Genomic DNA, 24982 nt, shown 5'->3' with positions numbered 1-24982 from the left:
GGCTGAGGGAAGCCGGGCCGCAATCCAACTGTGTCCATCCATGCCCCCACCACCGCCCTCAACGGAGGCGCTGCGCGCCGCTGTGTTCCCCAGAACGGTTACTTGTGGGTAGCGTTCGGGGTATCGCCGTGCGAAACTGCGGGCATGGGTGAGCACGCAGAGTCGTCGGAGGAGACCCGCGTCTCCCGCCGCGCCGCCGTCGACTGGCGCGAGAGGCGGGGCAAGGTCGCCTCGCTGGTGGCGTCGATCGTTCGCTGGGTCGGGCTGGTCTTCGCCGCCCTCCTGGTGATCCACGTGATCTTCACGGTCGGCTCGGCGAACCCGGACAACGGCATCGTCTCGTTCGTCAAGTCCTGGGCGGACAGCCTGGCGCTGGGCTTCAGCGACCTGTTCACGCCGAGTGACGCAAAGCTCCGGGTCCTGGTGAACTACGGCATCGCGGCCGTCTTCTGGATGGTCGTGTCGGGGATCCTGGCCAAGGTCATCCGCCGTGTGGGCGGGGCCTCATAGCGCCGGCTTGCCCCAGGAATCGGTGAACGCGAACTCTGCCAGCGGCAGCCGCACCCGGTCGGCCCTCTCGCGCTCGATCCGCCAGTCCTCCTCCAGGACGTCCGGCGACGCGGGCGAGCCCACCGCGATCGCGACCTTCGGGACCGCGGCCTGCGGGAGGGCGAAGGCCGCCCGGACATCGTCCGGGGAAAAGCCCGCCATCTGGTGCGCGATCAAGCCGAGCTCGACCGCCTGCAGCACGAGGTTCTCCGACGCCAGCCCCAGCCCGTACTCCGCGTAGGGGACGTCGCCCTTTTCGTTCGTCGTCACCATCACGCCGATCAGCAGCAGGCTCGCGCGGTGCGCCCAGGCCCGGTTGCCCGAATTGAGCGTCGCCAGGATCGCGTCGAACGCGGGCGTGCCGCGGACGCCGACCAGGTAGCGGGCCGGCTGGGTGTTGCCGAACGACGGCGCCCAGCGGGCCGCCTCGAGCAGGGCCGTCACCTGTTCCGGGGTGACTTCGGCCGACTCGTCGTAAGCCCGCGGGCTCCACCGCTCCGCCATCAGGGTTGCGATCGGGACGCTCGTCACAGCTGGTTTCCGCACGCTCAAGACGGTACCTCCGAGTGCTGTGCGTCACTCGGAAGGAAGGGCTCCGCGCATTTCGTTGGTGTTGCGGAAGATTTACTTCCGCGACACCAACCGGAGAGGTCCGCCCCACGTCAAGAGGGTGGCGGGCCGCCGAAGCCCCGGTAGGCTCCTGTTCAAATCATGGGACGCGGGGGCTCTCCGGTGCCCACCAGGGAGCCGCCCGGCCCGCGAGGAGGTTCGGGCGTGGCCCTCGTGGTCCAGAAGTACGGCGGATCGTCGCTGGAAAGTGCCGACCGGATCAAGCGCGTGGCGGAGCGGATCGTCGCGACGAAGAAGGCGGGCAACGACGTCGTCGTCGTCTGCTCGGCGATGGGTGACACCACCGACGAGCTGCTCGACCTGGCGCAGCAGGTCAACCCGGCGCCGCCGGAGCGGGAGATGGACATGCTGCTCACCGCCGGTGAGCGCATCTCGAACTCGCTGGTCGCGATGGCGATCGCGGCCCAGGGCGCCGAGGCCTGGTCGTTCACCGGTTCGCAGGCCGGCGTCGTCACGACGTCGGTGCACGGCAACGCGCGCATCATCGACGTCACGCCGAGCCGGGTCACCGAGGCGCTCGAGCAGGGCTACATCGCGCTGGTGGCGGGCTTCCAGGGCGTCGCGCAGGACACCAAGGACATCACCACGCTGGGCCGCGGCGGCTCGGACACCACCGCCGTCGCGCTGGCCGCCGCGCTGAACGCCGACGTCTGCGAGATCTACTCCGATGTGGACGGTGTGTACACCGCCGACCCGCGGGTGGTGCCGGACGCGCGCAAGCTCGACACCGTCACGTACGAAGAGATGCTCGAGCTCGCCGCGAGCGGGTCGAAGATCCTGCACCTGCGGTCGGTCGAGTACGCGCGCCGCTACGGCGTCCCCATCCGAGTCCGTTCTTCTTACAGCGACAAGCCGGGCACGACGGTGACCGGTTCTATCGAGGAGATCCCCGTGGAACAAGCCCTGATCACCGGTGTGGCGCACGACCGCTCCGAAGCCAAGATCACGGTCACCGGGGTGCCGGACCACACCGGTGCCGCGGCCCGGATCTTCCGCGTGATCGCCGACGCCGAGATCGACATCGACATGGTGCTGCAGAACGTGTCCAGCACCGTCTCCGGCCGCACGGACATCACGTTCACGCTGTCGAAGGCCAACGGCGCCAAAGCCGTCAAGGAACTGGAAAAGGTCAAGGCGGAGATCGGCTTCGAGTCGGTCCTCTACGACGACCACGTCGGCAAGGTGTCGCTGGTCGGCGCCGGGATGCGCTCGCACCCGGGTGTCACGGCGACGTTCTGCGAAGCGCTGGCCGAGGCCGGCGTCAACATCGAAATCATCAACACCTCGGAGATCCGCATCTCGGTGCTGATCCGGGACGCGCAGCTCGACGACGCCGTGCGCGCGATCCACGAGGCGTTCGAACTCGGCGGCGACGAAGAAGCCGTCGTCTACGCGGGGAGTGGTCGCTGATGGCGGACGGGCTGCGGATCGGGGTGGTCGGCGCGACCGGCCAGGTCGGTGCGGTGATGCGCAAGCTGCTGGCGGAGCGGGAGTTCCCGATCGCGGAGCTGCGCTACTTCGCCTCGGCTCGCTCGGCGGGGTCGAAGCTCCCGTGGCGCGACACCGAAATCACGATCGAGGACGCGTCGACGGCCGATCCGTCCGGTTTGGACATCGCGCTGTTCTCGGCGGGTGGCTCGACGTCGAAGGCGCAGGCACCGCGGTTCGCCGCGGCGGGCGTGACGGTGATCGACAACTCCTCGGCGTTCCGGATGGACCCGGACGTGCCGCTGGTCGTCAGCGAAGTCAACCCGCAGGCCATCAAGGAAGCGCGGAAGGGAATCATCGCCAACCCCAACTGCACCACCATGGCCGCGATGCCGGTGCTGAAGCCGCTGCACGACGAGGCCGGGCTGGTCCGGCTGGTCGCGTCGACGTACCAGGCGGTGTCCGGCAGCGGGCTGGCCGGCGTCGACGAGCTGGCGGGCCAGGTGCGCGCGGCGGCCGAGCACGCGTCGCTGCTCACCCACGACGGCGCGGCGATCGAGTTCCCGAAGCCGGAAAAGTACGTCCGGCCGATCGCGTTCAACGTCTTGCCGATGGCCGGGTCCATTGTGGACGACGGCGAGCTGGAGACGGACGAGGAGAAGAAGTTCCGCAACGAGAGCCGCAAGATCCTGAGCATCCCGGGCCTGGGCGTCTCGTGCACCTGCGTGCGCGTGCCGGTGTTCTCGGGCCACTCGATCTCGGTGAACGCCGAATTCGAGCGGGCGCTGACGGTCGAGCGCGCGACGGAGCTGCTGACCCACGCGCCGGGCGTCGAGCTGTCGGAGATCCCGACCCCCCTGCAGGCGGCGGGTAACGACCCGAGCTACGTCGGCCGCATCCGCGTCGACCAGGGCGTCGAGGGCGGCCGCGGGCTGGCGTTGTTCATCTCGAACGACAACCTGCGCAAGGGCGCGGCGCTCAACGCCGTGCAGATCGCGGAGCTGGTGGCCCAGCAGCTTTGACGGCCACAGTGGAGGCCCCGCACCGGATCCGGTGCGGGGCCTTCGTGTGCGTCAGGGCCGGGTAGCGCCGTGGCAGGCCAGGTAGCGCGTCTTGACGAACTCGAACACCGGCTTGCCGCCGTAGGCCCAGACGAGCGCGTCCGCGTGCTCGCCGAGCACCTTGAACTGTTCGACGGCCTCGTCGCAGCGGCCGTTCACCACCAGCGCCTTGGCCGCGTACGCGCGGTCGCGCAGGTTCGCCGGGTGGTCCCGGCCTTCACCAGCCAGCCAGGGCACGACGACGTCCAGCGCCCGCTTGGTCCGGTCGCTCTTCCAGGCCTCGACGTCCTTGGCCTCCGCTTCGTGCGCGGCGACGAGGACCAGGCCCGCGAGCTTCGGCGTCTTCGCGGCAGCTTCGTCGGCGAAGGCGAACATCTGCTCGTGCGAGCCGAACCACTTGGCGCACCAGTACTGCAGCGCCTGCTCGTGGCCCTGCCGGTGGAGCGGGTCACGGGCCACGAGTTCCGCCCACACCGCGCGGAAGGCGTCGTTGTCGTACTGGCGCCCGCGGGCGACGGTGAGCAGGGTGGACCACGGGGTCGGGTCGGCCGGCGCCGCTTCGGCCGCGGCGCGGGTCGCCGCTTCGGCCTCCTCGAGCACGCGGAAGAACCCGGCCCACTGCTCACCGGAGACGTGCTCGGGGGTGAGCCCCGAGCGGATCTGCCAGGCCAGGGCGACCAGGCCCTGCGCGTGGACGGCGGCCGCGTCCGCGGTGCCGGACGCCTGCCACGTCTTCAGTGGCCCGTCGTCGTCCGCGGCGGCGTCCCCGAGTTGCTGCACGGCGAAGGCGCGGCGGTCCCAATCGGCGCCGAGGTCGGCCAGCAGCGCGGCACCCGGCTGCCAGTCACCGGCGCGGTAGGCGGCGACAGCTTCGGCGACGCGGGCGTCGGCGATGAACTTGGCCGCCGTCACGTCCTTGTCCGGCGGGAGACCCCACAGCGTGACGTCCGGCATCTCAGCCTTCGGCTTGTCGTCCTGGGGCACGTACTGCGCGAGCTCCGCCGGGGAAAGCGTCTTCGCGTAGTCCTCGACGCTCATCCCGCGGGCGCGCGCGGCCTTGACCAACGCGACGGCCGCTTTGCGGCGCTTCGAATTGAACAGGGAAAGCAACGGTTCTCCTCAGGACGGGACGGGAAGCGCGCCGGCGGTGGCCAGGAGGCGGCGTAGCGGGGCGGTGTCGGGATCGGCCGCCGCGGCGGCGTCGAGGGCCGCGGGCAGCTCGCCGGCGTGCGGCTCGTCGACGACCAGTTCGGCCGGGCCGGACCAGGACAGCTTCCAGCGCGCCACCCCGGCCTCCACCAGGGCCGGGGTGACCACAACGGACAGTCGCTTGCGGACGGACGTGACCAGGAACTCCCGCTGCGCCCGCGGTCCGGCCGACGACGGCGCCTTGCTCTCCGGATCGGCCAGTTCCGCGCCGCGGCCCGCGTCGAGCAGGTCGAGCGCCTCGGTCAAAGTGCGGCCCGCGAGGACGTCGGCGGCGAACCGGGCGCTGTTGTGGCGGAGCCCGACGTCCACAAGGGTGTCCCAGTCGAGGCGCCGCTTGGCCTTCGCCGCGGGGGAAAGGCCGTCGGTCATGACCGCCTCCAGGGTCGCGGCGGGGTCGCGCAGGATCTCACTCGCCGGGTGGGCGCCGTCCGGCCGGACCGGCGCCGGGGGAAGGGCTTCCAGCGCCGCGATCCGGTCCGCCGTCGCCGGGTGCGTGTCGTAGCGCGACGTCTCCCGGTCCGGCGGGTTCCGCCGGACCTCGTCGAGTTCGCCGGAGCGCTCGTCGTCGGCGAGCAGCGACCGGAACCCGGCCGCCAGGCGGTCGGGCAGGTACCCGGCGTCCCAGCCGAGCGAGACGTAGCAGTCGAGGTAGAAGGTCCAGGCGACGTCGAGCGCCGCCACCTCGCGCAGGGCGCTGGTGGCGGCCGCGGTGCCGGCGAGCCGCGCCGAGGCGGCGTCGGCGGCGAGCTCCTGGCGCCGGCAAACCGCCGCGGAGACCGAGAAGTAGAGCTTCGCGTACCACACGAACAGCTTCCGGATCAGGCCCTGGAACCAGCCGTCGCCACCGAGCCCGGTCAGCGCTTTCTCGATGGACCGGCGGCCGCGGTAGGTCAGCCCGGCGAGCCGGGTGTCCCGGTTGGTGTAGTGGGCCAGCTCGTGCCCGAGCAGAGCGCGCAGCTGGTCGTGGCGCAGGCCCGCGAGCAGCTGCGCCCCGATGAACATCTCGCGCCGGCGCACCCGCAGCCCGAGCCACCCGGTCCGCTCGCGGACCCCCGCGTTGACCTCGCTGATCAGGGTGATCGCGTCCGGTGGCCGGGTGCCGACGGCGTCGGCGAGCTCGCGCACGAGCGCCCACAGCGCCGGCTGGGCGTCCGGGGTCACCGGCACGCCCGGCAGGTCGGCCCCTCGGGTCCGCTCGATTGCGAACAGGGCCTTGAGCAGGGCGAACGACACCGGCACGGCGACGATGGCCAGCTTGATCGCCAGGAGCCCGGAGTGCTGGAAGAAGTAGTACTCGGTGACCGCCAGGCCGCCGACGACCAGGAACACCAGGACGGGGAACCCGGCCAGCAGGGCGACCGCGACGAGCGCGCGCCACGAAGTTCTCACGATGGATCGATTCCTCCCCGGACCGTCCTCCCCGGACGGTCGGCTCATTCTGCCCGACGGACCACGGCCGACGGATTTCTTTTCGCTCACGAAAGAAAACGCTTTGGTTGTTCGCGGGGTGGCGGGGGATCCTGGGCACCACAAGCAAGTCGAGGGAAGGAACACCATGTACACCGCTGTCGAAGGGGCCCGCGTCCCGATCCGGATGTGGGCGGATCCCGCGTCGGTCGAAGACCAGGCCATGCGGCAGCTGCACAACGTCGCGAACCTGCCGTGGGTGCACGGTGTCGCCGTGATGCCCGATGTCCACTACGGCAAGGGCGCCACCGTCGGCAGTGTCATCGCCATGCGCGACGCCGTCTCGCCCGCCGCGGTCGGGGTCGACATCGGGTGCGGGATGAGCGCCGTCCGGACGTCGCTCACCGCGAGCGATCTGCCCGACGACCTCGGGAAGCTGCGCCGGCGCATCGAAAGCGCCGTGCCCGTCGGCTTCGGGCTGCACAAGACGCCCGTGAACCCGGCGAAGGTGCACGGCGTCGGCGGCTGGGACGCCTTCTGGAAGCAGTTCGGCGAGCTGCACACCGGCGTCCAGGAGCTGCACGACCGGGCCGCGCGGCAGATCGGGAGCCTCGGTGGCGGCAACCACTTCATCGAGGTCTGCCTCGAGCAGGGCGGTGCCGACGAGGGCCGGGTCTGGCTGATGCTGCATTCGGGTTCGCGCAACATCGGCAAGGAGCTGGCCGAGCGGCACATGGCCGTCGCGCGCAAGCTCCCGCACAACGCCGACCTGCCCGACCCCGATCTCGCCGTGTTCGTCGCGGGCACGCCGGAGATGCAGGCGTACCGGCGCGATCTGTTCTGGGCGCAGGACTACGCGGCGCGCAACCGGGCCACGATGGTCGCGCTGGTGAAGCTGGCGCTCGCGGACGTCGTGCCGGGCACGACCTTCGACGACGCGATCTCGTGCCACCACAACTACGTCGCCGAAGAGACCTACGACGGCGTCGAGCTGCTCGTCACCCGGAAGGGCGCGATCCGCGCCGGATCGGGTGACCTCGGGATCATCCCGGGCAGCATGGGGACCGGTTCGTACATCGTCCGCGGGCTGGGCAACGACTCGTCGTTCCAGTCGGCTTCGCACGGCGCCGGGCGGCGGATGTCGCGCAACAAGGCCAAGAAGCTGTTCACCGCCGACGACCTCGCGGCGCAGACGGCCGGCGTCGAGTGCCGCAAGGACTCCGGCGTGGTCGACGAGATCCCGGCGGCCTACAAGGACATCGAAACGGTGATCCGCGCGCAGACGGACCTGGTCGAGGTGGTGGCGCACCTCAAGCAGGTGGTCTGCGTCAAGGGCTGACGGGTACGTTGACGCCATGACGAGGGGTGGAACGACGGCCGCGCTGCTGGCCACGGTCGCATTGCTGCTGAGCGGGTGCACCGAGGTCGGCAACGCGGTCGACCAGGGGAGCAGGACGGCGGACAAGGTCGCGGCGTGCACCGAAGCGCTCGGGCTCGCCGACCTGAACCCGCTGGTCGACCCGGCCAAGTTCAAGGCGCGCGCCGAGGACAAGGAGAAGCGGCTGCGCGAGCTCGCGGGTGACGTCCAGGACCAGGACGTCAAGAACGCGCTGCTCGGCATGGCCGACTCGTACGTCCAGGTGCAGAAGGAACGCATCGAGGACGCCGGCGTGGTGGCCCAGTGGGTGCAGCGCAACGTCAAGAAGCTCGACGCGCTCCGCGTCGCCTGCGGCTAGCGAGACGCGGGCCGGGTCGCGAACTCAGCCACCGGGAGCTGCGGCCTGCTCGGGACTGGCCGCCGCCGGCGCCGGTTCCGGGGCGGTGGCGGGGGGCCGGCGGCGGAGCAGGCCGGCCGAGGCGATCACCAGACCACCGAGGCCGGCCGCCACGAAGCCCCATTCCGGGGTCGAGTGGTCGATCGCGAAGCCGACCACCGGGCCGCCCGCGGCCAGGCCGAGCCGGGTGAACGCGTCCTGCAGGCCCATCGCCTCGCCGCGGACCTGTGGCGGGGCGATCCGGGTGACCGTCTCGGTCGTGGCCGAAAGCGTCGGCGCGCACATCAGGTTGGTCGGGATCAGCGCCAGCATCAGCAGCCACCACGGGCGGTCCGCCAGGCCGACCGGCATCACCAGCAGTGCGAGCAGCAGCATCAGCACGCCCTGCGGCAACGACCGCCGCACCGTGCCGTGCACGATGCCGCCAGTGATCGACGCCGTGCACATCACCACGATGACCAGGCCGGTCAGGCCGAGGTCGCCGTTCGCGCGCAGGGCGGCCAGCGTCGCCAGTTCGGTGCCGACGAGCACGAACAGCGCGCCGCCCGCGATCAGCAGCGTTCCCACCAGCGGGCCGGTGAGCCAGCTGCGCAGCGGCGGCCGCGGACCGAGTTCGTCCGCTTTGCCGGCGCCTTCGCGGATCGGCGGGTTGACGAGCCAGATCAGGAACGCCGTGCCGCCGAACAGCACGCCGAGCGCGGTCAGCGTCCACGTCGGGGAGAACGCCGTGATGGCCGCGATGCCGGCCGCGGGGCCGATCATGAACGTCGCTTCGATCGAGATGGTGTCGAGCGAGTAGACCGCGCGGCGCTGCTCGGGCGGCACGAGCGTGGCCAGGGCTTGGCGGGCCAGCGAGCCCGCCGGCACCGAAAGCATCCCGGCCGGGACCGCGACCACGGCGAGTGCCTCGAACGGCAGGTGCGGCGCGGCGATCCAGAACGCGGTCGTGCCGATCCCGCAGGCCGCGACGACCGGGCGCAGCCCGTACCGGTCGAAGCAGCGGCCGAGCATCGGCGCGCCGAGCGCCATCCCGAGCGTGACGCCGCCGCCGACCAGCCCGGCGGCGCCGTAGCCGCGGCCGAGCCCGGTGACGATGTACAGCGTCATCAGCACGCCGTTCATGGTCATCGGGAGGCGTGCCAGGAACATCAGAGCCATCGTCGAGGGGACGCGGGGGACGGAGAGCACCCGGCGGTAAGGCTGCAGCGGCACGTCCTCGATGAGAACCCAAGGTGGTACGCGCGTGCAACTTATTTCCCGATCCCCGTCCCCCTGGCGCCGGGAAATTATGAGAGCTACTCTCACTTGGTAGTCGCTACCAATTGGGGGTCGCTATGACTCAAGGACATCCACGCAGGTGGTGGGCGCTCGGCGCGCTCGCGGTGAGCCTGCTGACCATCGGCTTGGACCTGACGGTGCTCAACGTCGCCGTGCCGACACTGGCCGTCGACCTCGGCGCCACGACCACGCAGCTGCAGTGGTTCGGCAACGCCTACACGCTGGCGCTGGCCGCGCTGCTGCTGCCCGCGGGCCTGCTCGGCGACCGGTTCGGCCCGAAGAAACTGCTGCTCGGGGCGCTGGCGGTGTTCGGGCTGGCTTCGCTGTGGTGCGCCTACGCCGGTTCGCCGGGCGAGCTGATCGCCGCCCGCGTGGCGCTCGGCGCCGGCGCCGCGTTCCTCATCCCGCTGTCGCTTTCGCTGCTGAACATCCTGTTCCCGCCGGAGGAGCGGGCGAAGGCGCTGACGACCTGGGTGATGGCGATGTTCGCCGGCATCCCGCTCGGGCCGCTGCTCGGCGGCTGGCTGCTCGACCACTTCGCGTGGGGCTCGGTGTTCCTCATCAACGTCCCGATGACCGCGGTCGGCGTCGTCGCGGTGCTGTTCCTCCTGCCGCGCACGTCCGGCTCCCGGCGCGGCACGATCGACTTCACCGGCATCGCGCTCTCGGCGGCCGGGCTGGTCGCGCTCACCTACGGGTTCGTCCACGCCGGCGAGCACGGCTGGGCCGATCCGGTGACCTACGGCCTGATCGGGCTGGGGGCCGCGCTGGTGGCGGTGTTCTGCTGGGCGCAAACGCGGGTGGCCGCGCCCCTGACCGACCTCGCGTTGTTCCGCGAGCCGCGGTTCGTCTGGGGCGCGGTGCTGGCCACGGTGGCGTCCTTCGCGCTGATGGGCCTGTTGTTCGTGCTGCCGCAGCTGTTCCAGGCGGTGCAGGGGGCCGACGCGCTGCAGACCGGCGTGCGGCTGCTGCCGCTGATCGGCGGGATGCTGGTGGCGGCGAAGCTCGCCGAGCGGCTGGTTGCCGCTCTGGGCGTGCGCGGGGTCGTCACGGGCGGGTTCGTGCTGCTCGCGGCCGGGCTGGCGTGGGGTTCGACGACGTCACCGACGGGCGGCTACGGCGCCACGGTCGGCTGGGAGCTCGTGATCGGGCTGGGTACCGGCGCCACGCTCCCGCCGCTGATGACGATGGCCATGGGCGCGCTCACCGAAGGCCGCTCGGGGGCTGGTTCGGCGCTGATCCAGGTGCTGCGCCAGGTCGGCGGCACCATCGGCGTCGCGGTGCTGGGCACGGTGCTCAACAGCGCCTACCGCGACGGCGTCGAGGTCGGGGGCCTGCCGGCGCCGGTCGCCGACGCGGTGCGCGGTAGCGCCTCGGCCGCGGTCGCCGTCGCGGAGCGGCTCCACCGGCCCGAACTCGCCGCGTCCGCGCGGGCCGCGTTCACCGGCGGCATGGCCGCGACGCTGTGGGTGTGCGCCGGCCTCGGCGTCGCCGGAGCGCTGCTCGCGCTGGTCTTCCTGCCCGGCCGGGCGGCGGCGGGAGCGCAGCCGCGAGAATCGGAGCATGACGTCGTCGCCATCTGAGCCCACGGGACTGCGGGAGCGGAAGAAGGCCAAGACGCGCGCCGCGATCCAGCGGCACGCGTTGCGGCTGTTCCACGAGCAGGGCTACAGCGCCACGACGGTGGATCAGATCGCGGCCGCCGCGGAGATCTCGCCCAGCACCTTCTTCCGGTACTTCCCGACGAAGGAGGCGACGGTGCTCTACGACCCGTTCGACCCGGTGCTCATCGAGGCCGCGCTGGCGCAGCCGCCCGAACTCAGCCCGGCCGCCGCGCTGCGGGCCACCGCGGACACCATCCGCACGCAGATCCCGGCCGAAGACTGGGAGCGGGAACGCGAGCGGCAGGTGCTCGTGTTCCGGGAGCCCGAGCTCCGCACCGCGGTGATGGACAAGTTCGCGGAGGGGATCGACCTGCTGGCCGGGATGGCCGCGCGCCGCACCGGCCGGTCGGCGGACGACTTCGAGGTCCGCAACTGGGCGGGTGCGGTGGTCGGGGTGGTCATGGCCGCGTTCGCCGGTGCCGCGGCGGACCCCGGCGCCGACACCCTGGTGATCCTCGACAAGGCGCTGGCTCACCTGGAAGCGGGACTGCCGCTCTGAGTGGACGCGAATTCCGGAATTGATTTCGCATTTTCGCGTCCACCTCGAGGGGGAACCGTGTGGGTGGCGGGGCGAGCGTGGGGGATGCCCTATCTGGAGCAGTCGGGACACACAGTCCGACGGAGTGATGAAGCTAAATGATCACGGTTTACACTCGGGTGGGTTACCCGAACGTTCCATAGTGGACGGATCCTACCAGCGGTGATCATCGGAATCGGTCATGATGATCTTCGGAGGGACGGGCAAGGTTTCGCGGTTAATCCAATGCGGGCCAGTTCGCCTCATTCGGATCCGGCACGTAAGGGTGTTAAACATCCCGAATCGGTGATCGGGTGGCTTATCTCCGACACGGGGGGTATCGATTTACCCCGTCAGGTCTCGATGCCAGGAGGTAAGGAATGAAAGCCAAGTTCGGGCGAGTCATCGCTCTGGTGGCGGCCGGCAGTCTGCTGGCGGTGGGGACGGCGGGGATCGCGTCGGCGAGCCCGGGAGGGGGCAAGGGTTCCTCCAGCACCCAGGCCCTCGCCGCACAGGTGCTCCAGATGCGTGACGACCTCACCAGGGTGGCCTACGCGGGCGACGTCGGCGCCACGCGGACGGACCTGGGGCAGCTGAGCCCGGTGCTCGCGGACATCGCGGCCGGCAAGCGCTACACGGTCCAGACCGAGACCGGGCAGCTGGCGGGCCTGGCCAAGGGGCGTGCCGACGAGTCCACCCGGCTGCTGGCCGACCCGAAGGCGAAGGCGCGCCAGCTGCCGCCGTTGCCGCTGCCGATCCCGTCGCTGCCCGATCTGCCCGGCCCGCTGAAGATCGTCAGCGACCTGGTGAAGGCGCTGCTCGCGGCCGTCACCGGCATCCTGGGCGGGCTGCTCGGCGGTCTGCCGGTGCCACCGCTGCCGTTGCCGCCGCTGCCGGTCCCGGGGTCGTAGCCACCGAAGGGAACCGGGGGCCCGGAGCCCGGCCGCGGACATTTCTCCGCGCCGGGCTCCGAGGCGTTCGCCGCCGGGCCGGGGTCAGTGCACTTTGGACAATCCCTGCCGCAGGGCGCCCGCCATCTCCGCCAGCGCTTCCCGGAACCGGGTGCCGACGCCGGTGAAGTTGATGAACCCGTGGATCAGGTCCTCGTGCCGGCGCAGGGCCACCTCGACCCCCGCTTCGCGCAGTTTCTCCGCGTACGCCTCACCTTCGTCGCGCAACGGGTCGAACCCCGCGGTGACGATCAAGGCCGGCGGCAGGCCGCTCAGGTCGTCCGCGCGCAACGGCGAGAGCCGCGGATCGGTCAGGTCGGTGCCTTCGGGCACGTAATGGCCTTCGAACCACTTCATGTGCACGTCGGTCAGGAACAGGTTCTCGGCGAACAGGTCCTGCGAGCGGTAGCGCCGCGCGAAGTCCGTCGCCGGGTAGATCAGCAGCTGGAACGCCGGGACCGGGCCGCCGCGGCGGACGGCCTGCTGGGCGGTCACGGCGGCGAGGTTGCCGCCCGCGCTGTCACCGCCGACCGCGATCCGCGCCGGGTCGGCACCCAGGTCACCCGCCTTCGCCACCGCGTACTCGAACGCCGCCAGCGCGTCTTCCGTCGCCGCCGGGAACGGGAACTCCGGGGCCAGCCGGTATTCGATCGACAGCACCCGCACCCCGGCGTGCTTGGCCAGGAAGCGGACGGCGTTGTCGTGGCTCGAGCGGGTGCCGATCACCCAGCCGCCGCCGTGGAAGAACACCAGCAGCGGCGACTCCTCGGGCAGTCCGACCGGCGTGTACAGCGTCGCGGGCAGGTCGCCATCCGGTGTCGGGACGGCGATCTCGCGCACCGAAACCGGTTCGATCGGCTTGCCGCTGACCAGGTGCCTGCCCGCGTCGAGCAGGGTCCGTGACTGCTCGACCGAGCCGCGCACCAGCTCGGCTCGGGCGATCTTCTGGAGCCGGAGGAGGAGCTGGGCGTCGAGCGCGAGGTCCTGGCCGTCGATGCGGACGGTCCGGCCCGCGACCGCCCGCCGCACCGGCGTGGGCAGCCAGAACGCGAGCTGCGACGCGGCCGCCTGGGCGCGGACGGGGAGCGGGATCGCCATGGTGCCTCCATCAGCCTCGGGACTGCGTGTGAGGTTACTCGTCAGTAGGTAGCTGGTCCAGTTGTGACCATGACCTCCGTCCCAGAGTCTGGTCCTCCAGTTAAGTGGAGGGGTTAGCCTGAAAACGTGACTTCAGCCAGGACGATCAACGTGCTCGGGATCGGCGGCTCTCTGCGGGAGGGCTCCCAATCCGAGCGCGCGCTGCAGATCGCGCTCGACGGCGCCGCCGAAACGGGCGTCCGGACCCGGCTGATCACCGGCCCGGATCTCGTGCTGCCGTTCTACGACGCCGGTGTCCCGGAGCGCGACGAGCGCGCCACCCGGCTGGTGGAGGCCATCCGGGAGGCGGACGGGCTCATCGTCGTCTCGCCGGGCTACCACGGCGCGCTGTCCGGCCTGGTCAAGAACGCCTTGGACTACGTCGAGGACCTGCGCGGCGACCGCCGCCCCTACCTGGACGGCCGCGCGGTCGGCCTCGCCGCCGTCGCGTACGGCTGGCAGGCCGCGGTGACCACGCTCGAGCAGCTCCGCACGATCACGCACGCCCTGCGCGGCTGGGCCACCCCGCTGGGTGGCTCGATCAACTCGGCCGAGACCAAGTTCGACGAAGCGGGTGGTGCGTCGGACGAGAAGAGCGTCCGCACCCTTCGCCTGATCGGGCGGCAGGTCGCGGAATTCGCCGTGACCCGCACCGCATGAGGATTTCGGGGGTTCCGGGTGGCGGAGCCCCCGGCCCGGGGCGGAGCCCCGATTGTCACAGACGTTTCGCCCGGTGGTCGCTGGGTAAGCAATCCACGTGATGCCTGCCATGTGGGGCACCGTTCCGCGGCTGCGGGATGTTGTGCCCAGTGAGACGCTCGCTGTGGAGCGTCCGCGACAGAAGGCAGGCTGAGCATGGGTCAGGCGATCTACACCGCGGTGGCAACGGCGCGGGGCGACGGCCGCAACGGCGAAGTGACGTCGTCCGACGGCGTCATCGACGAGTCGCTGGCCATCCCGAAGGAGATGGGTGGCCCCGGCGGGGACAAGACCAACCCCGAGCAGCTGTTCGCTGCCGGCTACTCGGCCTGCTTCCACAGCGCGCTGCAGCTCGTCGCGCGTCAGGCCAAGGTGCCGCTGAACGGCTCGACCGTGACGGCGGAGGTCAGCGTGCTCAAGCAGGAGGTCGGGTTCGGCCTCGGCGTCGCGCTGAACGTCTCGCTGCCGGGCCTCGACCAGGCCCAGGCCGACCAGCTGGTCGAGCAGGCGCACCAGGTGTGCCCCTACTCGAACGCGACCCGCGGCAACATCGAGGTCGCGCTCTCCGCCACCGTCTGACCCGCCCCGGTCCGAACCAGTACGAGGAAAGGATCATCGCCAGATGAGCAAGTCTCCGATCAAGAGCCCGCTTTCCGAGGCCGACAAGGAGATCACCGGCAACGCCCTCCAGGCGACGCTGGTCGACCTGGTCGACCTGTCCCTCATCGCCAAGCAGGCGCACTGGAACGTCGTCGGATCGAACTTCCGCAGTGCGCACCTGCAGCTCGACGAGCTCGTGAACACCGCGCGCCAGTACGTCGACGAGGTCGCCGAGCGCGCCAACGCCATCGGCATCTCGCCGAATGGCAAGGCGAAGACCGTCGTCGAGAGCTCGGGCGTGCCCGAGTACCCGGACAACTGGCAGTCGGTCGAGGCCACGGTCGCCGCGATCGTCGACATCCTGGCCGCGCTCATCGAGCGGCTGCGCCAGCGCATCGACGAGACCGACAAGAGCGACCTCGTCACGCAGGACCTGCTGATCGAGATCACCCGGGCGCTGGAAGAGGCGCACTGGATGTGGCAGGCCCAGCAGGCCTGATTTTTCCCACCAAAGGGGCCGTTCCGGATGGAGCGGCCCTTTTCGTGCGGCTGCGGCAAGTACGTTCGGTGGCATGGTCTTGCATCAGGGGAACGCCGACCGCCCGGACCGCACGGCCGGGACGAACCCGCTCTACGCCGGGGCGAACCCGGCGCTCGCGGCGGGCTTCGTCATGCCGCACGACGCGCTGCGTGACGACCCGCTGCCGCCGGACACCGCGCTGCAGCTCGTGCGCGACGAGCTGATGCTCGACGGCAACGCGCGGCTCAACCTCGCCACCTTCGTCACGACGTGGATGGAGCCGCAGGCGCGCGAGCTGATGGCCGAGTGCGTCGACAAGAACATGATCGACAAGGACGAGTACCCGCAGACGGCCGAATTCGAGCGGCGCTGCGTGAACATCCTGGCCGACCTGTGGCACGCGAGCGACCCGGGCGACATCATGGGCTGCTCGACGACGGGCTCGTCGGAAGCGTGCATGCTCGCCGGGATGGCGCTGAAGCGGCGCTGGGGCCGCCTCGGCCGCACTGGCAAGCCGAACCTGGTCATGGGCGCGAACGTCCAGGTGTGCTGGGAGAAGTTCTGCGAATACTGGGAAGTCGAGCCGCGGCTGGTCCCGATGGACGGCGACCGGTACCACCTCACCGCCGACGAAGCCGTCGCGCGCTGCGACGAGAACACGATCGGCGTGGTGGCGATCCTCGGTTCGACGTTCGACGGCAGCTACGAGCCGGTCGCGGAGATCGCTTCGGCGTTGGACGCGCTTCTCGAGCGGACCGGCTGGGACATCCCGGTGCACGTCGACGGCGCTTCGGGCGCGATGATCGCCCCGTTCCTCGACCCGGACCTGGAGTGGGACTTCCGCCTGCCGCGCGTGGCGTCGATCAACACGTCGGGCCACAAGTACGGGCTGGTGTACCCGGGCGTCGGCTGGGTGATCTGGCGCGACAAGGCCGCGCTGCCGTCCGAGCTGGTGTTCAACGTCAACTACCTCGGTGGCGACATGCCGACGTTCGCGTTGAACTTCTCCCGCCCGGGAGCCGAGGTCGCGGCCCAGTACTACACGTTCGTCCGGCTCGGCCGGGAAGGGTTCCGCGCGGTGCAGCAGGCTTCGCGTGACGTCGCCACGCACTTGTCGTCCGGGATCGCGTCGCTGGGGCCGTTCGAACTGCTGACCCGCGGCGATCAGCTACCGGTGTTCGCGTTCACCACCCGCCCGGACGCCGGCTTCGACGTCTTCGACGTGTCCCGCCGGCTGCGCGAGCGGGGGTGGCTGGTGCCGGCGTACACGTTCCCGGAGCACCGGACGGACCTGGCGGTGCTGCGCATCGTCGTCCGCAACGGCTTCACGCACGACCTGGCGGACCTGCTGCTGGCGGATTTGCGGCGGGTGCTCCCGGAGCTGGAGCAGCTGGGCGGCCGCCCGAAAGACCCCGCGAAGGCGACCGCGTTCCACCACTAGGGCGTGTCTGACACTGCCTTGGTCCAGCTGACCACGGCATGCAGGACGACCGCTGATCGGTAGACGATGGCCAACTTGTCGTAACGAGTGACCAGACCTCAGCCGCCGCGGGAGCGGCCAGGTGCCGTCACCGGCCATCCGGCGATGCCAGGGCCAGATCGTCTGCCACGCACCGAACACCGCGGCACATCCCAGCAACCAACCACGGTCTTTGCCAGACGCGCCCTAGTGCCAGGACTTGGCGCGGGCGTACTGGCCGGGCCAGCGCACGTCCGCGCCGAGCGTGTTCGCCGCGCGCAGCGGCCAGTGCGGGTCGCGGAGCAGCGCCCGGGCCAGGAACACCGCGTCGGCCTGCTCCTCGGCGATGATCGCCTCCGCCTGGTGCGGGTCGGTGATCATGCCGACCGCGCCGGTGGGGAGGCCGGTCTCCGCGCGGATCCGCTCGGCGAACGGCACCTGGTAGCCGGGGCCGACCGGGATGTCCGGGTGCGGGGTGTTGCCGCCCGAGGAGGCGTCGACCAGGTCGATCCCGCGCTCGGCCAGCAGCTTCGCCAGCCGGACGGAGTCGTCGAGGGTCCAGCCGTCGTCGGTCCAGTCCGTCGCCGAGAGCCGGGCGAACAGCGGGACGGTGGTCTGCGCCCGCACCGCGTCGGCGAGCTCGAGGGCCAGCCGCGTCCGGCCTTCGAAGTCGCCGCCGTAGCGGTCCGTGCGGGAGTTGGACAGCGGCGAGAGGAACTGGTGGACCAGGTAACCGTGCGCGAAGTGCAGCTCGAGGACGTCGAAGCCGACGTCGACGGCACGTCGGGCCGCGGCGGCGAAGGCGTCCGGGAGGGCGGCGACCTCGTCCGTGGTGAGTGGCCGCGCCGGAGCGTAGGCGCCGAACGGCCGCGCGTCCGCGCCGACGCTTTGCCAGCCGCCGTCTCCGGGCGGCACGCTGCCCTGCCCTTCCCACGGTCGCCGGGTCGACGCCTTGCGCCCGGCGTGGGCGAGCTGCATGCCGATCGCGGTGCCCTGGCCGTGGACGAAGTCGGTGATCCGGCGCCACGCCCGCGCCTGCGCGTCGGTCCAGATGCCGGTGTCCTGCGGGCTGATCCGGCCCTCGGCGGTCAACGACACGTGCCCGCGGTCTCTTCCCGTCGCCAGCGCCTCTACCAGCGAGTAACGTCACCCTCATGGGTGTCGCTGCAGACGAACGCCAGGCGTTGAGCTCGCTCTTCGAAGAACTCGGGCCCGACGCGCCGACGTTGTGCGAAGGCTGGACCACGCGGGACCTCGCCGCGCACCTCGTCGTGCGGGAGCATCGGGCGGATGCCGCTCCCGGCATCCTCGTGCCGGCGCTCGCCGGGTACACCAAGAAGGTGCAGGACCGGTACGCCGCGAAACCCTGGGCGAGCCTGGTCGAGCAGGTGCGGAACGGGCCGGCGAAGTTCTGGCCCACCGCGCTCGGCCCGCTCGACGAGCTGACCAACACCGCCGAGTTCCTCGTCCACCACGAGGACGTCCGGCGCGCGCAGGACGGCTGGGCGCCGCGGCCCGCGGACCCCGCCCGGGACGCCGCCGCTTGGCGCTCGGCGAAGCAGTCGGCGAAGCTGAACCTCCGGAAGTCACCCGTCGGCGTCACGCTTCGCACGAAAGACGGCCGCGAGGCCGCCGTCAAGACCGGCCCCGACCCCGTCACGATCGTCGGGGAGCCGGTGGACCTGCTGCTGTTCGTCTTCGGCCGCGACGCCGTTCACCTGGACTTCGAGGGTGACGCGGCGGCGGTCGGCCGGCTGCAGGCGGTGAACCGCGGGCTCTAGGCTTCGCGGCGTCCCACCTAACGCAGGAGCCGCCATGCCGATGATCAGCGTTGCCATGTTCCCCGGCCGCACGCCGGCCCAGAAGAGCGCCCTGGTCCGGGAGCTGACCGACGCCTTCATCCGCACCTGCGGCGGCAAGCCCGAAGGTGTCCAGGTGACGCTCGTCGAGGTCGGTGCCGACCACTGGGCCACCGGCGGCGTCCTGCACTCCGAACGCTGAGCCGCCGGGAGACCGGGCAGGTCTCCCGGCGGGTGCGTCAGCGCAGGCCGAGGGCCCGCAGGGCGAAGTGGACCTCGATCGACGTCTGCTTGATCGTCTCGGCGATCACCAGCGAGCCGTGGCCCGCGTCGTAGCGGTAGAACTCGTGGTGCAGGTCGCGGCCGCCGAGCCGGTCGAGGTAGTTCTCGATCTGGCGGATCGGGCAGCGCGGGTCGTTGTCGCCGGCCAGCACGAGCACCGGCGCCGTCACGGCGTCGACGTACGTGATCGGCGAGCACTCCCGGTACACGGCGGGCACGTCCTCCGGCGAGCCGCCGAAGAGCGCGCGGTCGAATGAGCGCAGCTGCTCCATCTCGTCCTCGTACGCGGCGACGTAGTCCGCCACCGGCACCCCGGCGACGCCCGCCGCCCACCGCGACGGCTGCGTGCCGAGCGCGAGCAGGGACAGGTAGCCGCCCCACGAAGCGCCGTTCACGACGCACTTGGCCGGATCGCTGAGTCCACTTTGGATGGCCCAGTCGTGCACCGCGGCGACGTCTTCCAGCTCGGTCAGGCCGGGACGGCCCTCGATGGCGTCGCGCCACGCCGAGCCGTAGCCGGTCGAGCCGCGGTAGTTGACCTCGACCACGGCGAACCCGGCGTCGAGCCAGGTCGCGCGGTAGGCGGAGAAGCGGTCCTCGTCCGCCGCGTGCGGGCCGCCGTGCAGGGAGAACACCGTGGGCAGCGGACCGTCCGGCACGCCCGAAGGCCGTGAGACGAGGGCGTGGATCCGGCCGCCGACGCCTTCGACGAACGCGTCGGTCACCGGCTCCGAGCCCGGCGCCCGCTCGCCCGGCGGCTCGAGCAGGATCGCGTCGGTGCCGTCGGTGGTCCGCGCGCGCACGGCGGTCGGCTCGGCGGCGCTGGACCACGAGTACTCGACCGTGCCGTCCGGGCGGACGCCCGCCCCGCCGATCCGGCCGGCCGGGGTGTCCACAGAGGACAATTCGGCCGTGTCGAGGTCGTAGCGGTACAGCGAACTGCGGCCCTCGTGGAAGTGGACGACGAGCAGGGCCCGCGCGTCCGGGTACCAGCCCGCGACGACCTCGCCGGGCAGGTCCAGCTCGATCTCGGTCTCCGTGCCGGCCAGGACATCCCAGACCAGCAGCTCCTCGCGGCCTCGCCGCTCGTGCAGCACCAGCAGGCGCTGGTCGCCGGACAGCGGGGAGAACTCGAGCGCGGAGAGGCCCTTGCCTTCGCCGTCCCACTTCTCGGCGACGGTCTCGAAGCCGTCGGTCGCGAGCACCCGCAGCGCGGGGTGGCGCGAATCGCCGTGCTCGGAGTGCGAGATCGCGATCAGGCTCTCGTCGCGGGACAGGGACGCGATGCCGGCGTCGTCCGGGTGGCTGTAGAAGCGGCGTGTCTCGCCGCCGATCCGGGCGAACAGTTCGCTGCCGTCGTCGGTCGAGACGCCGACCGCGACGACCTGCGTGCCGATCTCCAGGCCGGCCGGGTAGCCGTCGTGGACGTCCGGGACGGCCTTCTCCGGCTTGCTGCCCTCGGTGGCGGCGAACGGCTCGCGCACCCAGGAGCCGAACTCGTCGCCGTCGGTGTCGTCGAACCACCAGATCCACTCGCCGTCCGGGGACGGCGTCGAGTGCAGTGTGCCGTTGGGCCGGTCGGTGACGCGGCGGTGCTCGTCCGTCGCGCGGTTCCAGGCGTAGACCTCCCAGACACCGCTGGCGTTGGAGACGTAGACGTTGGCATCGGGGGCGTCGCGGGCCCACTCGGGCACGGAGATGCGCGGGGCGTGGAAGCGGGCGCGCCAGCGGGCTTCGGCTTCGGCCTCGTCGAACAGCCGGTCCGGGACCACCGCGGGCGGATATTGGTTGGCTGACTGCGTGCTCACCCCTCGATCCTGCCACCTTCTGGCCGTACTGTGTGCGGGGTGCTGGAGGGTTACGCGCCGGGCTACGGGCGAGACGCGGTGTCGATGATGTCCGCGCGCACGGCGGCGGAGCGCGCGACGTTCGCCCAGCCCCTGTTCCGGCCGGGCATGTGGGTGGTCGACCTCGGCTGCGGTCCCGGCTCGATCACCCTGGGCCTGGCCGCGGAGTCCCGGGTGACGGGCGTCGACCGCGACGCGGGCCAGGTGGCGATGGCCCGGGACGCCGCCCGCCGCGCCGGACGTTCCACAGTGGACTTCCTGGTGGCGTCGGCGTACGACCTGCCCTTCGCGGACGGCAGCGTGGACGTGGCGTTTTCCCATGCGCTGTTCGAGCACCTCGCCACCCCGCGGGACGCGCTGGCGGAGCTGCACCGGGTGCTGCGCCCCGGCGGCAGGCTGGCGTTGTCCACATCGGACTGGAGCAAGGCGCGGCTGCGCCCGAAGACGGCGAACGTCGACGCGGCCCTGCGCGGGCACTACCTGCTGCGCCGCCGCGCGGGCGGCGACCCGTTCGCCGGCCGCACGATCGCGGACCACTGCGCGTCGACGGGGTTCACCGAGATCGCCTCGCGTGCCCGCTACCGCGAGGACATGACGTACCGGGGGCTGGCGAAGTACGTGGAATCCCGGCTCGGCGAGGCGGTGTCGGACCCGGCGTTCGGCCGCGACCGCGACCAGCTGGCGAGTGCGGCCCGCTCGGCGTTGACGTGGGTGCGCAGCGGCGACGGCGACTTCAGCCAGTGCTGGGTCGAGGTGACGGCGACCAGACCCTGAAACCAGAAGAGCCGGTGTCCGAAGACACCGGCTCTTACTCGTCGGGGTGGCGGGATTCGAACCCACGACCTCCTCGACCCGAACGAGGCACGCTACCAAGCTGCGCCACACCCCGAGGTACTGCTTAACGGGTCGTGGAGAAGTCTAGCGGACGGTGTCGCGGGCTTTTCGGGGGGCCGACTTACGCGGCTCCGCTGACCCGGATCCGCGCGGGACCAGCGTCAACAGGCTCGCCTCGGGCGGGCACGCGAACCGCGCCGGCGCCCACGGCGATGTCCCCAGTCCGGCCGAGACGTGCAGCCACATGTGCGCCCCCCACCGCGAGGCCCCGCGCGCCCGGCTGCGATCCAGGTCACAGTTGGTGACGATGGCGCCGTAGCCCGGGAGCCGGAGCTGGCCGCCGTGGGTGTGGCCCGCGAGGACGAGGTCGTAACCGTCCGTGGCGAACGTGTCCAGCACCCGCGGCTCCGGCGAGTGCGTCACGCCGAGGCGCAGGGCCGCGCCGCTGTCGGCCGGGCCCGCGATGTCGGTGTAGCGGTCGCGGCGCAGGTGCGGGTCGTCGACGCCGGCCGCGAACACCCGTTGCCCGCCGACGTCGATCGTGCGGCGGACGTGCGTCAGGTCGGTCCAGCCGTGCTCGACGAACGCCGCGCGCAGGTCGCGCCACGGCAGCTGGACGCCGTGGATGCGCTTCTTCTTGCCCCGCGGCATCAGGTAGCGGGCCGGGTTCTTCGGCTTGGGCGCGTAGTAGTCGTTGCTGCCGAAGACGAACACGCCGGGCCGGTCGAGCAGCGGGCCCAGCGCGCGCAGCACCGACGGCACGGCCGTCCGGTGCGAGAGGTTGTCGCCGGTGTTGACGACGAGGTCCGGGTTCAGCTCGTCGAGCGCGGCGACCCAGCGCTGCTTGCTGTGGTGGCCGGGCAGCATGTGCAGGTCCGAGACGTGCAGGACGGTGAACGGCCGGGAACCGGGCGCCAGCACCGGCAGTTCGGCGGTGCGGAGGGTCCAGCGGCGCCGTTCGATGCCGACGGCGTAACCGAGGGTCGCGGCGCCGAGCGCCACCGTCCCCGCGGCGAGGCGCGCGGCCGTCACCCCCGACGTGCGTGTGTTACTGAGCGTGCTCACGAAGTCCAGGATACGTGCTCAACAGTTGGATGACTTCGCCGCCGTTCCGGGGAACCTGCCACTTAGCATTTGCGTCGGCCTGACGACAGGTCTTGAGCCGGGGGGGGCTTGGGGAGAACGATGGAGCAGTTCGGGCCGTACCGGATCGAAGGCCTGCTGGGCCGCGGCGGCATGGGCGAGGTCCACCGCGCCTACGACACGGCGCACGACCGCGTCGTCGCGCTGAAGCTGTTGTCCGAGCCGTTCGTCACCGATGAAGCCTTCCGCGCGCGCTTCCGCCGCGAGTCGCAGATCGTCGCGCGGCTGCGGGAACCGCACGTGATCCCGATCCACGCCTACGGCGATATCGACGGCCGCCTGTACCTCGACATGCGGCTCGTCGAAGGCCGCGACCTCAAGGAGCTCCTGGCGGACGGGCCGCTCGAGCCCGCGCGGGCCGCCGGGATCGTGGCCCAGGTCGCGGGCGCGCTCGACGCCGCCCACGCGGACGGCCTGGTGCACCGCGACGTCAAGCCGTCGAACGTGCTCGTGACGAGCGCCGACTTCGTGTACCTGGTGGACTTCGGCATCGCTCGGTCGATGACCGCCGAAGGGACGTCGATCACCGGCACCGGCAACGTGATCGGCACCCTCGACTACATGGCGCCGGAACGCTTCGGCGACGCCCCGATCACCGGTCTCGTCGACGTCTACGCGCTCGCGTGCGTGTTCTTCGAATGCCTGACCGGGCGCCGCCCGTTCCCGGCGGAGGGCGCGGCGGCGCAGATGGGAGCGCACCTGACCGCCCCGCCGCCGGTGCTCTCCCAGGCGCGGCCGGGCCTGCCGCCGGCGTTGGACGCCGTGGTGGCGCGCGGCATGGCGAAGAACCCCGCCGACCGCTACCCGACGGCGGGGGCGTTCGCCGACGCCGTCCGCACGGCGGTGACCGCGCCGGCACCGCCGATCCCGACGTGGCAGAAGACGTTGCCGGGCTTTGTGCCGCACGCGGCTCCGGCGCCGATGACCCCGCCGCGGCCGATGCCGCTCCCGACGGCGCCGCACCCGGCTCCGCGGACGGGGCCGTTCACCGGACCACCGCCGATCGCCCCGCCGGCCGCGAAGTCGCAGCGGAACCGGTGGATCGCGCTGTGCGCCGCGTTGGCGGGAGTCGTCGTGCTGGCGCTGGTGATCACGTACGTCGTGACGAAGGACAGAGCGGCCCAGACGGCCGGGCCGGGACCGACGACGAACCCCCCGACCACCGGCGAAACTTCCGTGTCAGAAACGGAAACTTCCAGGGACGCACCGTCCACTTCGGAATCGAAGCCGTCGCACGACACCAAGCTGTACGGCGCCCTGCCCTCGGCGTACCAGGGAAACGCGACCTGCGCCGACGCGGCGCCGGACGCGGGCGCGGTGGCGGCGGTGGAGTGCGCGGACTCGAACGTCGGAGATGTGGCGTCGGGGAACGTGGTGCTCAAGCAGCCGACGGGCGCACGGTTCCTCCGCTTCCCCGACGCGGCGGCGATGGACGCGTTCTTCCAGGCCATCGTGAAGGCGCAGGGCCTGACCCGCAACGACGCCCAGGGTGCGTGCCGCCCGGTGAAGGTGCCGAAGATCTGGGGCACTTACTACCGCGCGGAGAAGCGCAATCCGGTGCCGGGCGAGTACCTGACGTGCTACCTGGGCGACCCGGCGATGCTCGTGTGGACGGACAAGCAGAACCTGCTGGCGGGCCTGCTGAAGTCGGCGAAGGTGACGAACGCCGACGAGCTGAACCAGCTCTACTACTGGTGGAACGAGCAGATCCTCTCCACCATGCCCGGCGGCTGACCGGTTCAGTCCGAAAGTTTCACGTCGCCGACCACCGGCACACCCCGTACGGAGCCCGGCAGGCCCGGAGGACAGATCCGGTCCACGACGGCAGCGGAGTTCGAGAGGGATACCTCGCCGGAGTACGAAACGCACAGCCGTACTGCGACCTGAACGTAATCACCGCCGCCACCGGCCTCGGTATAGGCGGTGAAAGCGAAATCGGCGACGAACCCGCCCGAAGCCGGAACCGTCCGGCCCAGGTCTACGGTCGAGTCCGGGTTTTCCTCGCTGATCTTCTCGACAGCTGCCTCGAGCGAGGCCCTGGAACCGTTTTCATCGCGTAGAAGCTGCAGGCCGTGTTGTGCGCGGGCCCGTACTGCCTCGGTGGAGGCAGCACGGGCCCGGTCGGTGGGCGTCGTGCACGAGGCACAGCAAGCGAGCACAGCGGCGAAACCGCAGGTCACCGCCACACCTGGTC

Annotated in this window: 25 protein-coding genes and 1 tRNA gene; 16 read left to right on the top strand and 10 right to left on the bottom strand. The window is 71.3% G+C overall.

Going from position 1 to position 24982, the window contains the following annotated elements; translation table 11 throughout:
• Positions 1 to 144 precede the first annotated feature (144 nt).
• A complete protein-coding gene (locus QRY02_RS35055; RefSeq protein WP_285987072.1) occupies positions 145 to 510 on the top strand; it encodes a hypothetical protein in 366 nt (121 codons plus the stop codon).
• Here QRY02_RS35055 and QRY02_RS35050 read toward each other — a convergent pair.
• On the bottom strand, positions 505 to 1095 hold the full coding sequence (locus QRY02_RS35050; protein WP_285987071.1) for a nitroreductase family protein: 591 nt from the start codon (positions 1093 to 1095) through the stop codon (positions 505 to 507). The genes QRY02_RS35055 and QRY02_RS35050 overlap by 6 nt on opposite strands.
• Before the next feature lie 228 nt (positions 1096 to 1323).
• On the opposite strand from QRY02_RS35050, the gene QRY02_RS35045 reads away from it, so the two are divergent.
• Together QRY02_RS35045 and QRY02_RS35040 are read left to right on the top strand one after the other, a co-directional pair.
• Positions 1324 to 2589, top strand: coding sequence for an aspartate kinase (locus QRY02_RS35045; RefSeq protein WP_285987070.1), 1266 nt, complete (start codon positions 1324 to 1326; stop codon positions 2587 to 2589).
• A complete protein-coding gene (locus QRY02_RS35040; protein ID WP_285987069.1) occupies positions 2589 to 3629 on the top strand; it encodes an aspartate-semialdehyde dehydrogenase in 1041 nt (346 codons plus the stop codon). Before QRY02_RS35045 ends, QRY02_RS35040 begins: the two co-directional genes overlap by 1 nt.
• A gap of 51 nt (positions 3630 to 3680) precedes the next feature.
• Here the strand turns inward: QRY02_RS35040 and QRY02_RS35035 are convergent, their stop codons facing one another.
• Positions 3681 to 4778, bottom strand: coding sequence for a DUF4034 domain-containing protein (locus tag QRY02_RS35035; RefSeq protein ID WP_285987068.1), 1098 nt, complete (start codon positions 4776 to 4778; stop codon positions 3681 to 3683).
• A gap of 9 nt (positions 4779 to 4787) precedes the next feature.
• Positions 4788 to 6266: a M48 family metallopeptidase gene (locus QRY02_RS35030; RefSeq protein WP_285987067.1), complete on the bottom strand. Its 1479-nt coding sequence runs from the start codon at positions 6264 to 6266 to the stop codon at positions 4788 to 4790.
• A 166-nt stretch (positions 6267 to 6432) separates the two neighbouring features.
• Here QRY02_RS35030 and QRY02_RS35025 point away from each other — a divergent pair, with 166 nt between their 5' ends.
• Positions 6433 to 7623 (top strand): RtcB family protein, encoded by a 1191-nt coding sequence (locus QRY02_RS35025; protein WP_285987066.1) that lies wholly within the window; start codon positions 6433 to 6435, stop codon positions 7621 to 7623.
• A gap of 16 nt (positions 7624 to 7639) precedes the next feature.
• Positions 7640 to 8020, top strand: a complete 381-nt coding sequence (locus QRY02_RS35020; RefSeq protein WP_285987065.1) for a DUF8711 family protein — start codon at positions 7640 to 7642, stop codon at positions 8018 to 8020.
• Positions 8021 to 8044: 24 nt separating this feature from the next.
• On the opposite strand, the gene QRY02_RS35015 is transcribed toward QRY02_RS35020, so the two are convergent.
• Positions 8045 to 9208 carry an MFS transporter gene (locus QRY02_RS35015; protein WP_285994001.1) on the bottom strand — a complete coding sequence of 388 codons (1164 nt, stop codon included), beginning with the start codon at positions 9206 to 9208 and terminating at the stop codon, positions 8045 to 8047.
• 185 nt (positions 9209 to 9393) lie between these two features.
• On the opposite strand from QRY02_RS35015, the gene QRY02_RS35010 reads away from it, so the two are divergent.
• From QRY02_RS35010 to QRY02_RS35000, 3 genes are all read left to right on the top strand, one after another.
• Positions 9394 to 10920, top strand: a complete 1527-nt coding sequence (locus QRY02_RS35010) for a DHA2 family efflux MFS transporter permease subunit (protein ID WP_285987064.1) — start codon at positions 9394 to 9396, stop codon at positions 10918 to 10920.
• Positions 10901 to 11500: an acyl-CoA-like ligand-binding transcription factor gene (locus QRY02_RS35005; RefSeq protein ID WP_285987063.1), complete on the top strand. Its 600-nt coding sequence runs from the start codon at positions 10901 to 10903 to the stop codon at positions 11498 to 11500. Before QRY02_RS35010 ends, QRY02_RS35005 begins: the two co-directional genes overlap by 20 nt.
• 398 nt (positions 11501 to 11898) lie before the next feature.
• A complete protein-coding gene (locus QRY02_RS35000; RefSeq protein ID WP_285987062.1) occupies positions 11899 to 12429 on the top strand; it encodes a hypothetical protein in 531 nt (176 codons plus the stop codon).
• Between the two features lie 84 nt (positions 12430 to 12513).
• Here QRY02_RS35000 and QRY02_RS34995 read toward each other — a convergent pair whose 3' ends face one another.
• On the bottom strand, positions 12514 to 13566 hold the full coding sequence (locus tag QRY02_RS34995; protein WP_285987061.1) for an alpha/beta hydrolase: 1053 nt from the start codon (positions 13564 to 13566) through the stop codon (positions 12514 to 12516).
• 150 nt (positions 13567 to 13716) lie between these two features.
• On the opposite strand from QRY02_RS34995, the gene QRY02_RS34990 reads away from it, so the two are divergent.
• The 4 genes from QRY02_RS34990 (at position 13717) to gad (ending at position 16865) form a co-directional block, all read left to right on the top strand.
• Positions 13717 to 14265 carry an NADPH-dependent FMN reductase gene (locus tag QRY02_RS34990; RefSeq protein WP_387046198.1) on the top strand — a complete coding sequence of 183 codons (549 nt, stop codon included), beginning with the start codon at positions 13717 to 13719 and terminating at the stop codon, positions 14263 to 14265.
• A gap of 195 nt (positions 14266 to 14460) precedes the next feature.
• A complete protein-coding gene (locus QRY02_RS34985) occupies positions 14461 to 14883 on the top strand; it encodes an organic hydroperoxide resistance protein (protein WP_013230586.1) in 423 nt (140 codons plus the stop codon).
• 43 nt (positions 14884 to 14926) lie between these two features.
• The gene (locus QRY02_RS34980; protein WP_013230585.1) at positions 14927 to 15403 is read left to right on the top strand and encodes a Dps family protein; all 477 of its coding nucleotides are present in this window, start codon (positions 14927 to 14929) and stop codon (positions 15401 to 15403) included.
• Positions 15404 to 15476: 73 nt separating this feature from the next.
• Positions 15477 to 16865 (top strand): glutamate decarboxylase, encoded by a 1389-nt coding sequence (gene gad, locus QRY02_RS34975; protein WP_285987059.1) that lies wholly within the window; start codon positions 15477 to 15479, stop codon positions 16863 to 16865.
• A gap of 225 nt (positions 16866 to 17090) precedes the next feature.
• On the opposite strand, the gene QRY02_RS34970 is transcribed toward gad, so the two are convergent.
• Positions 17091 to 17981, bottom strand: coding sequence for an oxidoreductase (locus QRY02_RS34970; protein ID WP_285987058.1), 891 nt, complete (start codon positions 17979 to 17981; stop codon positions 17091 to 17093).
• A gap of 56 nt (positions 17982 to 18037) precedes the next feature.
• On the opposite strand from QRY02_RS34970, the gene QRY02_RS34965 reads away from it, so the two are divergent.
• Both QRY02_RS34965 and QRY02_RS34960 read left to right on the top strand, forming a co-directional pair.
• Positions 18038 to 18664: a TIGR03085 family metal-binding protein gene (locus QRY02_RS34965; RefSeq protein ID WP_285987057.1), complete on the top strand. Its 627-nt coding sequence runs from the start codon at positions 18038 to 18040 to the stop codon at positions 18662 to 18664.
• A gap of 34 nt (positions 18665 to 18698) precedes the next feature.
• Positions 18699 to 18884: a tautomerase family protein gene (locus QRY02_RS34960; protein ID WP_013230573.1), complete on the top strand. Its 186-nt coding sequence runs from the start codon at positions 18699 to 18701 to the stop codon at positions 18882 to 18884.
• A 37-nt stretch (positions 18885 to 18921) separates the two neighbouring features.
• Here QRY02_RS34960 and QRY02_RS34955 read toward each other — a convergent pair whose 3' ends face one another.
• Positions 18922 to 20772, bottom strand: coding sequence for a S9 family peptidase (locus QRY02_RS34955; RefSeq protein WP_285987056.1), 1851 nt, complete (start codon positions 20770 to 20772; stop codon positions 18922 to 18924).
• Between the two features lie 39 nt (positions 20773 to 20811).
• On the opposite strand from QRY02_RS34955, the gene QRY02_RS34950 reads away from it, so the two are divergent.
• Complete coding sequence (locus QRY02_RS34950; RefSeq protein WP_285987055.1) at positions 20812 to 21585, top strand: methyltransferase domain-containing protein; 774 nt, start codon at positions 20812 to 20814, stop codon at positions 21583 to 21585.
• 41 nt (positions 21586 to 21626) lie between these two features.
• On the opposite strand, the gene QRY02_RS34945 is transcribed toward QRY02_RS34950, so the two are convergent.
• Both QRY02_RS34945 and QRY02_RS34940 read right to left on the bottom strand, forming a co-directional pair.
• Positions 21627 to 21700: transfer RNA gene (locus QRY02_RS34945), tRNA-Pro, on the bottom strand.
• A gap of 29 nt (positions 21701 to 21729) precedes the next feature.
• Positions 21730 to 22710, bottom strand: coding sequence for a metallophosphoesterase (locus tag QRY02_RS34940; protein ID WP_285987054.1), 981 nt, complete (start codon positions 22708 to 22710; stop codon positions 21730 to 21732).
• Positions 22711 to 22830: 120 nt separating this feature from the next.
• Between QRY02_RS34940 and QRY02_RS34935 the strand changes: the two genes are divergently transcribed.
• The gene (locus QRY02_RS34935; RefSeq protein WP_285987053.1) at positions 22831 to 24522 is read left to right on the top strand and encodes a serine/threonine-protein kinase; all 1692 of its coding nucleotides are present in this window, start codon (positions 22831 to 22833) and stop codon (positions 24520 to 24522) included.
• Between the two features lie 5 nt (positions 24523 to 24527).
• Here the strand turns inward: QRY02_RS34935 and QRY02_RS34930 are convergent, their stop codons facing one another.
• On the bottom strand, positions 24528 to 24968 hold the full coding sequence (locus tag QRY02_RS34930; RefSeq protein WP_285987052.1) for a hypothetical protein: 441 nt from the start codon (positions 24966 to 24968) through the stop codon (positions 24528 to 24530).
• Positions 24969 to 24982 lie beyond the last annotated feature (14 nt).

Origin of the sequence: Amycolatopsis sp. DG1A-15b (genome assembly GCF_030285645.1) — a bacterium.
Lineage (GTDB): Bacteria > Actinomycetota > Actinomycetes > Mycobacteriales > Pseudonocardiaceae > Amycolatopsis.
Note: the sequence above shows the minus strand (reverse complement) of the source record. Positions and strands in the feature narration are given on the sequence as shown.

What these genes read in the sequence shown, in the direction of transcription:
- QRY02_RS35055 (WP_285987072.1), top strand. Translation starts at nt 145, where the DNA reads ATGGGTGAGCACGCAGAGTCGTCGGAGGAGACCCGCGTCTCCCGCCGC.
- QRY02_RS35040 (WP_285987069.1), top strand. Translation starts at nt 2,589, where the DNA reads ATGGCGGACGGGCTGCGGATCGGGGTGGTCGGCGCGACCGGCCAGGTC.
- QRY02_RS35025 (WP_285987066.1), top strand. Translation starts at nt 6,433, where the DNA reads ATGTACACCGCTGTCGAAGGGGCCCGCGTCCCGATCCGGATGTGGGCG.
- QRY02_RS35020 (WP_285987065.1), top strand. Translation starts at nt 7,640, where the DNA reads ATGACGAGGGGTGGAACGACGGCCGCGCTGCTGGCCACGGTCGCATTG.
- QRY02_RS35015 (WP_285994001.1), bottom strand. Translation starts at nt 9,208, where the DNA reads ATGTTCCTGGCACGCCTCCCGATGACCATGAACGGCGTGCTGATGACG.
- QRY02_RS35010 (WP_285987064.1), top strand. Translation starts at nt 9,394, where the DNA reads ATGACTCAAGGACATCCACGCAGGTGGTGGGCGCTCGGCGCGCTCGCG.
- QRY02_RS35005 (WP_285987063.1), top strand. Translation starts at nt 10,901, where the DNA reads ATGACGTCGTCGCCATCTGAGCCCACGGGACTGCGGGAGCGGAAGAAG.
- QRY02_RS35000 (WP_285987062.1), top strand. Translation starts at nt 11,899, where the DNA reads ATGAAAGCCAAGTTCGGGCGAGTCATCGCTCTGGTGGCGGCCGGCAGT.
- QRY02_RS34995 (WP_285987061.1), bottom strand. Translation starts at nt 13,566, where the DNA reads ATGGCGATCCCGCTCCCCGTCCGCGCCCAGGCGGCCGCGTCGCAGCTC.
- QRY02_RS34985 (WP_013230586.1), top strand. Translation starts at nt 14,461, where the DNA reads ATGGGTCAGGCGATCTACACCGCGGTGGCAACGGCGCGGGGCGACGGC.
- QRY02_RS34980 (WP_013230585.1), top strand. Translation starts at nt 14,927, where the DNA reads ATGAGCAAGTCTCCGATCAAGAGCCCGCTTTCCGAGGCCGACAAGGAG.
- gad (WP_285987059.1), top strand. Translation starts at nt 15,477, where the DNA reads ATGGTCTTGCATCAGGGGAACGCCGACCGCCCGGACCGCACGGCCGGG.
- QRY02_RS34965 (WP_285987057.1), top strand. Translation starts at nt 18,038, where the DNA reads ATGGGTGTCGCTGCAGACGAACGCCAGGCGTTGAGCTCGCTCTTCGAA.
- QRY02_RS34960 (WP_013230573.1), top strand. Translation starts at nt 18,699, where the DNA reads ATGCCGATGATCAGCGTTGCCATGTTCCCCGGCCGCACGCCGGCCCAG.
- QRY02_RS34935 (WP_285987053.1), top strand. Translation starts at nt 22,831, where the DNA reads ATGGAGCAGTTCGGGCCGTACCGGATCGAAGGCCTGCTGGGCCGCGGC.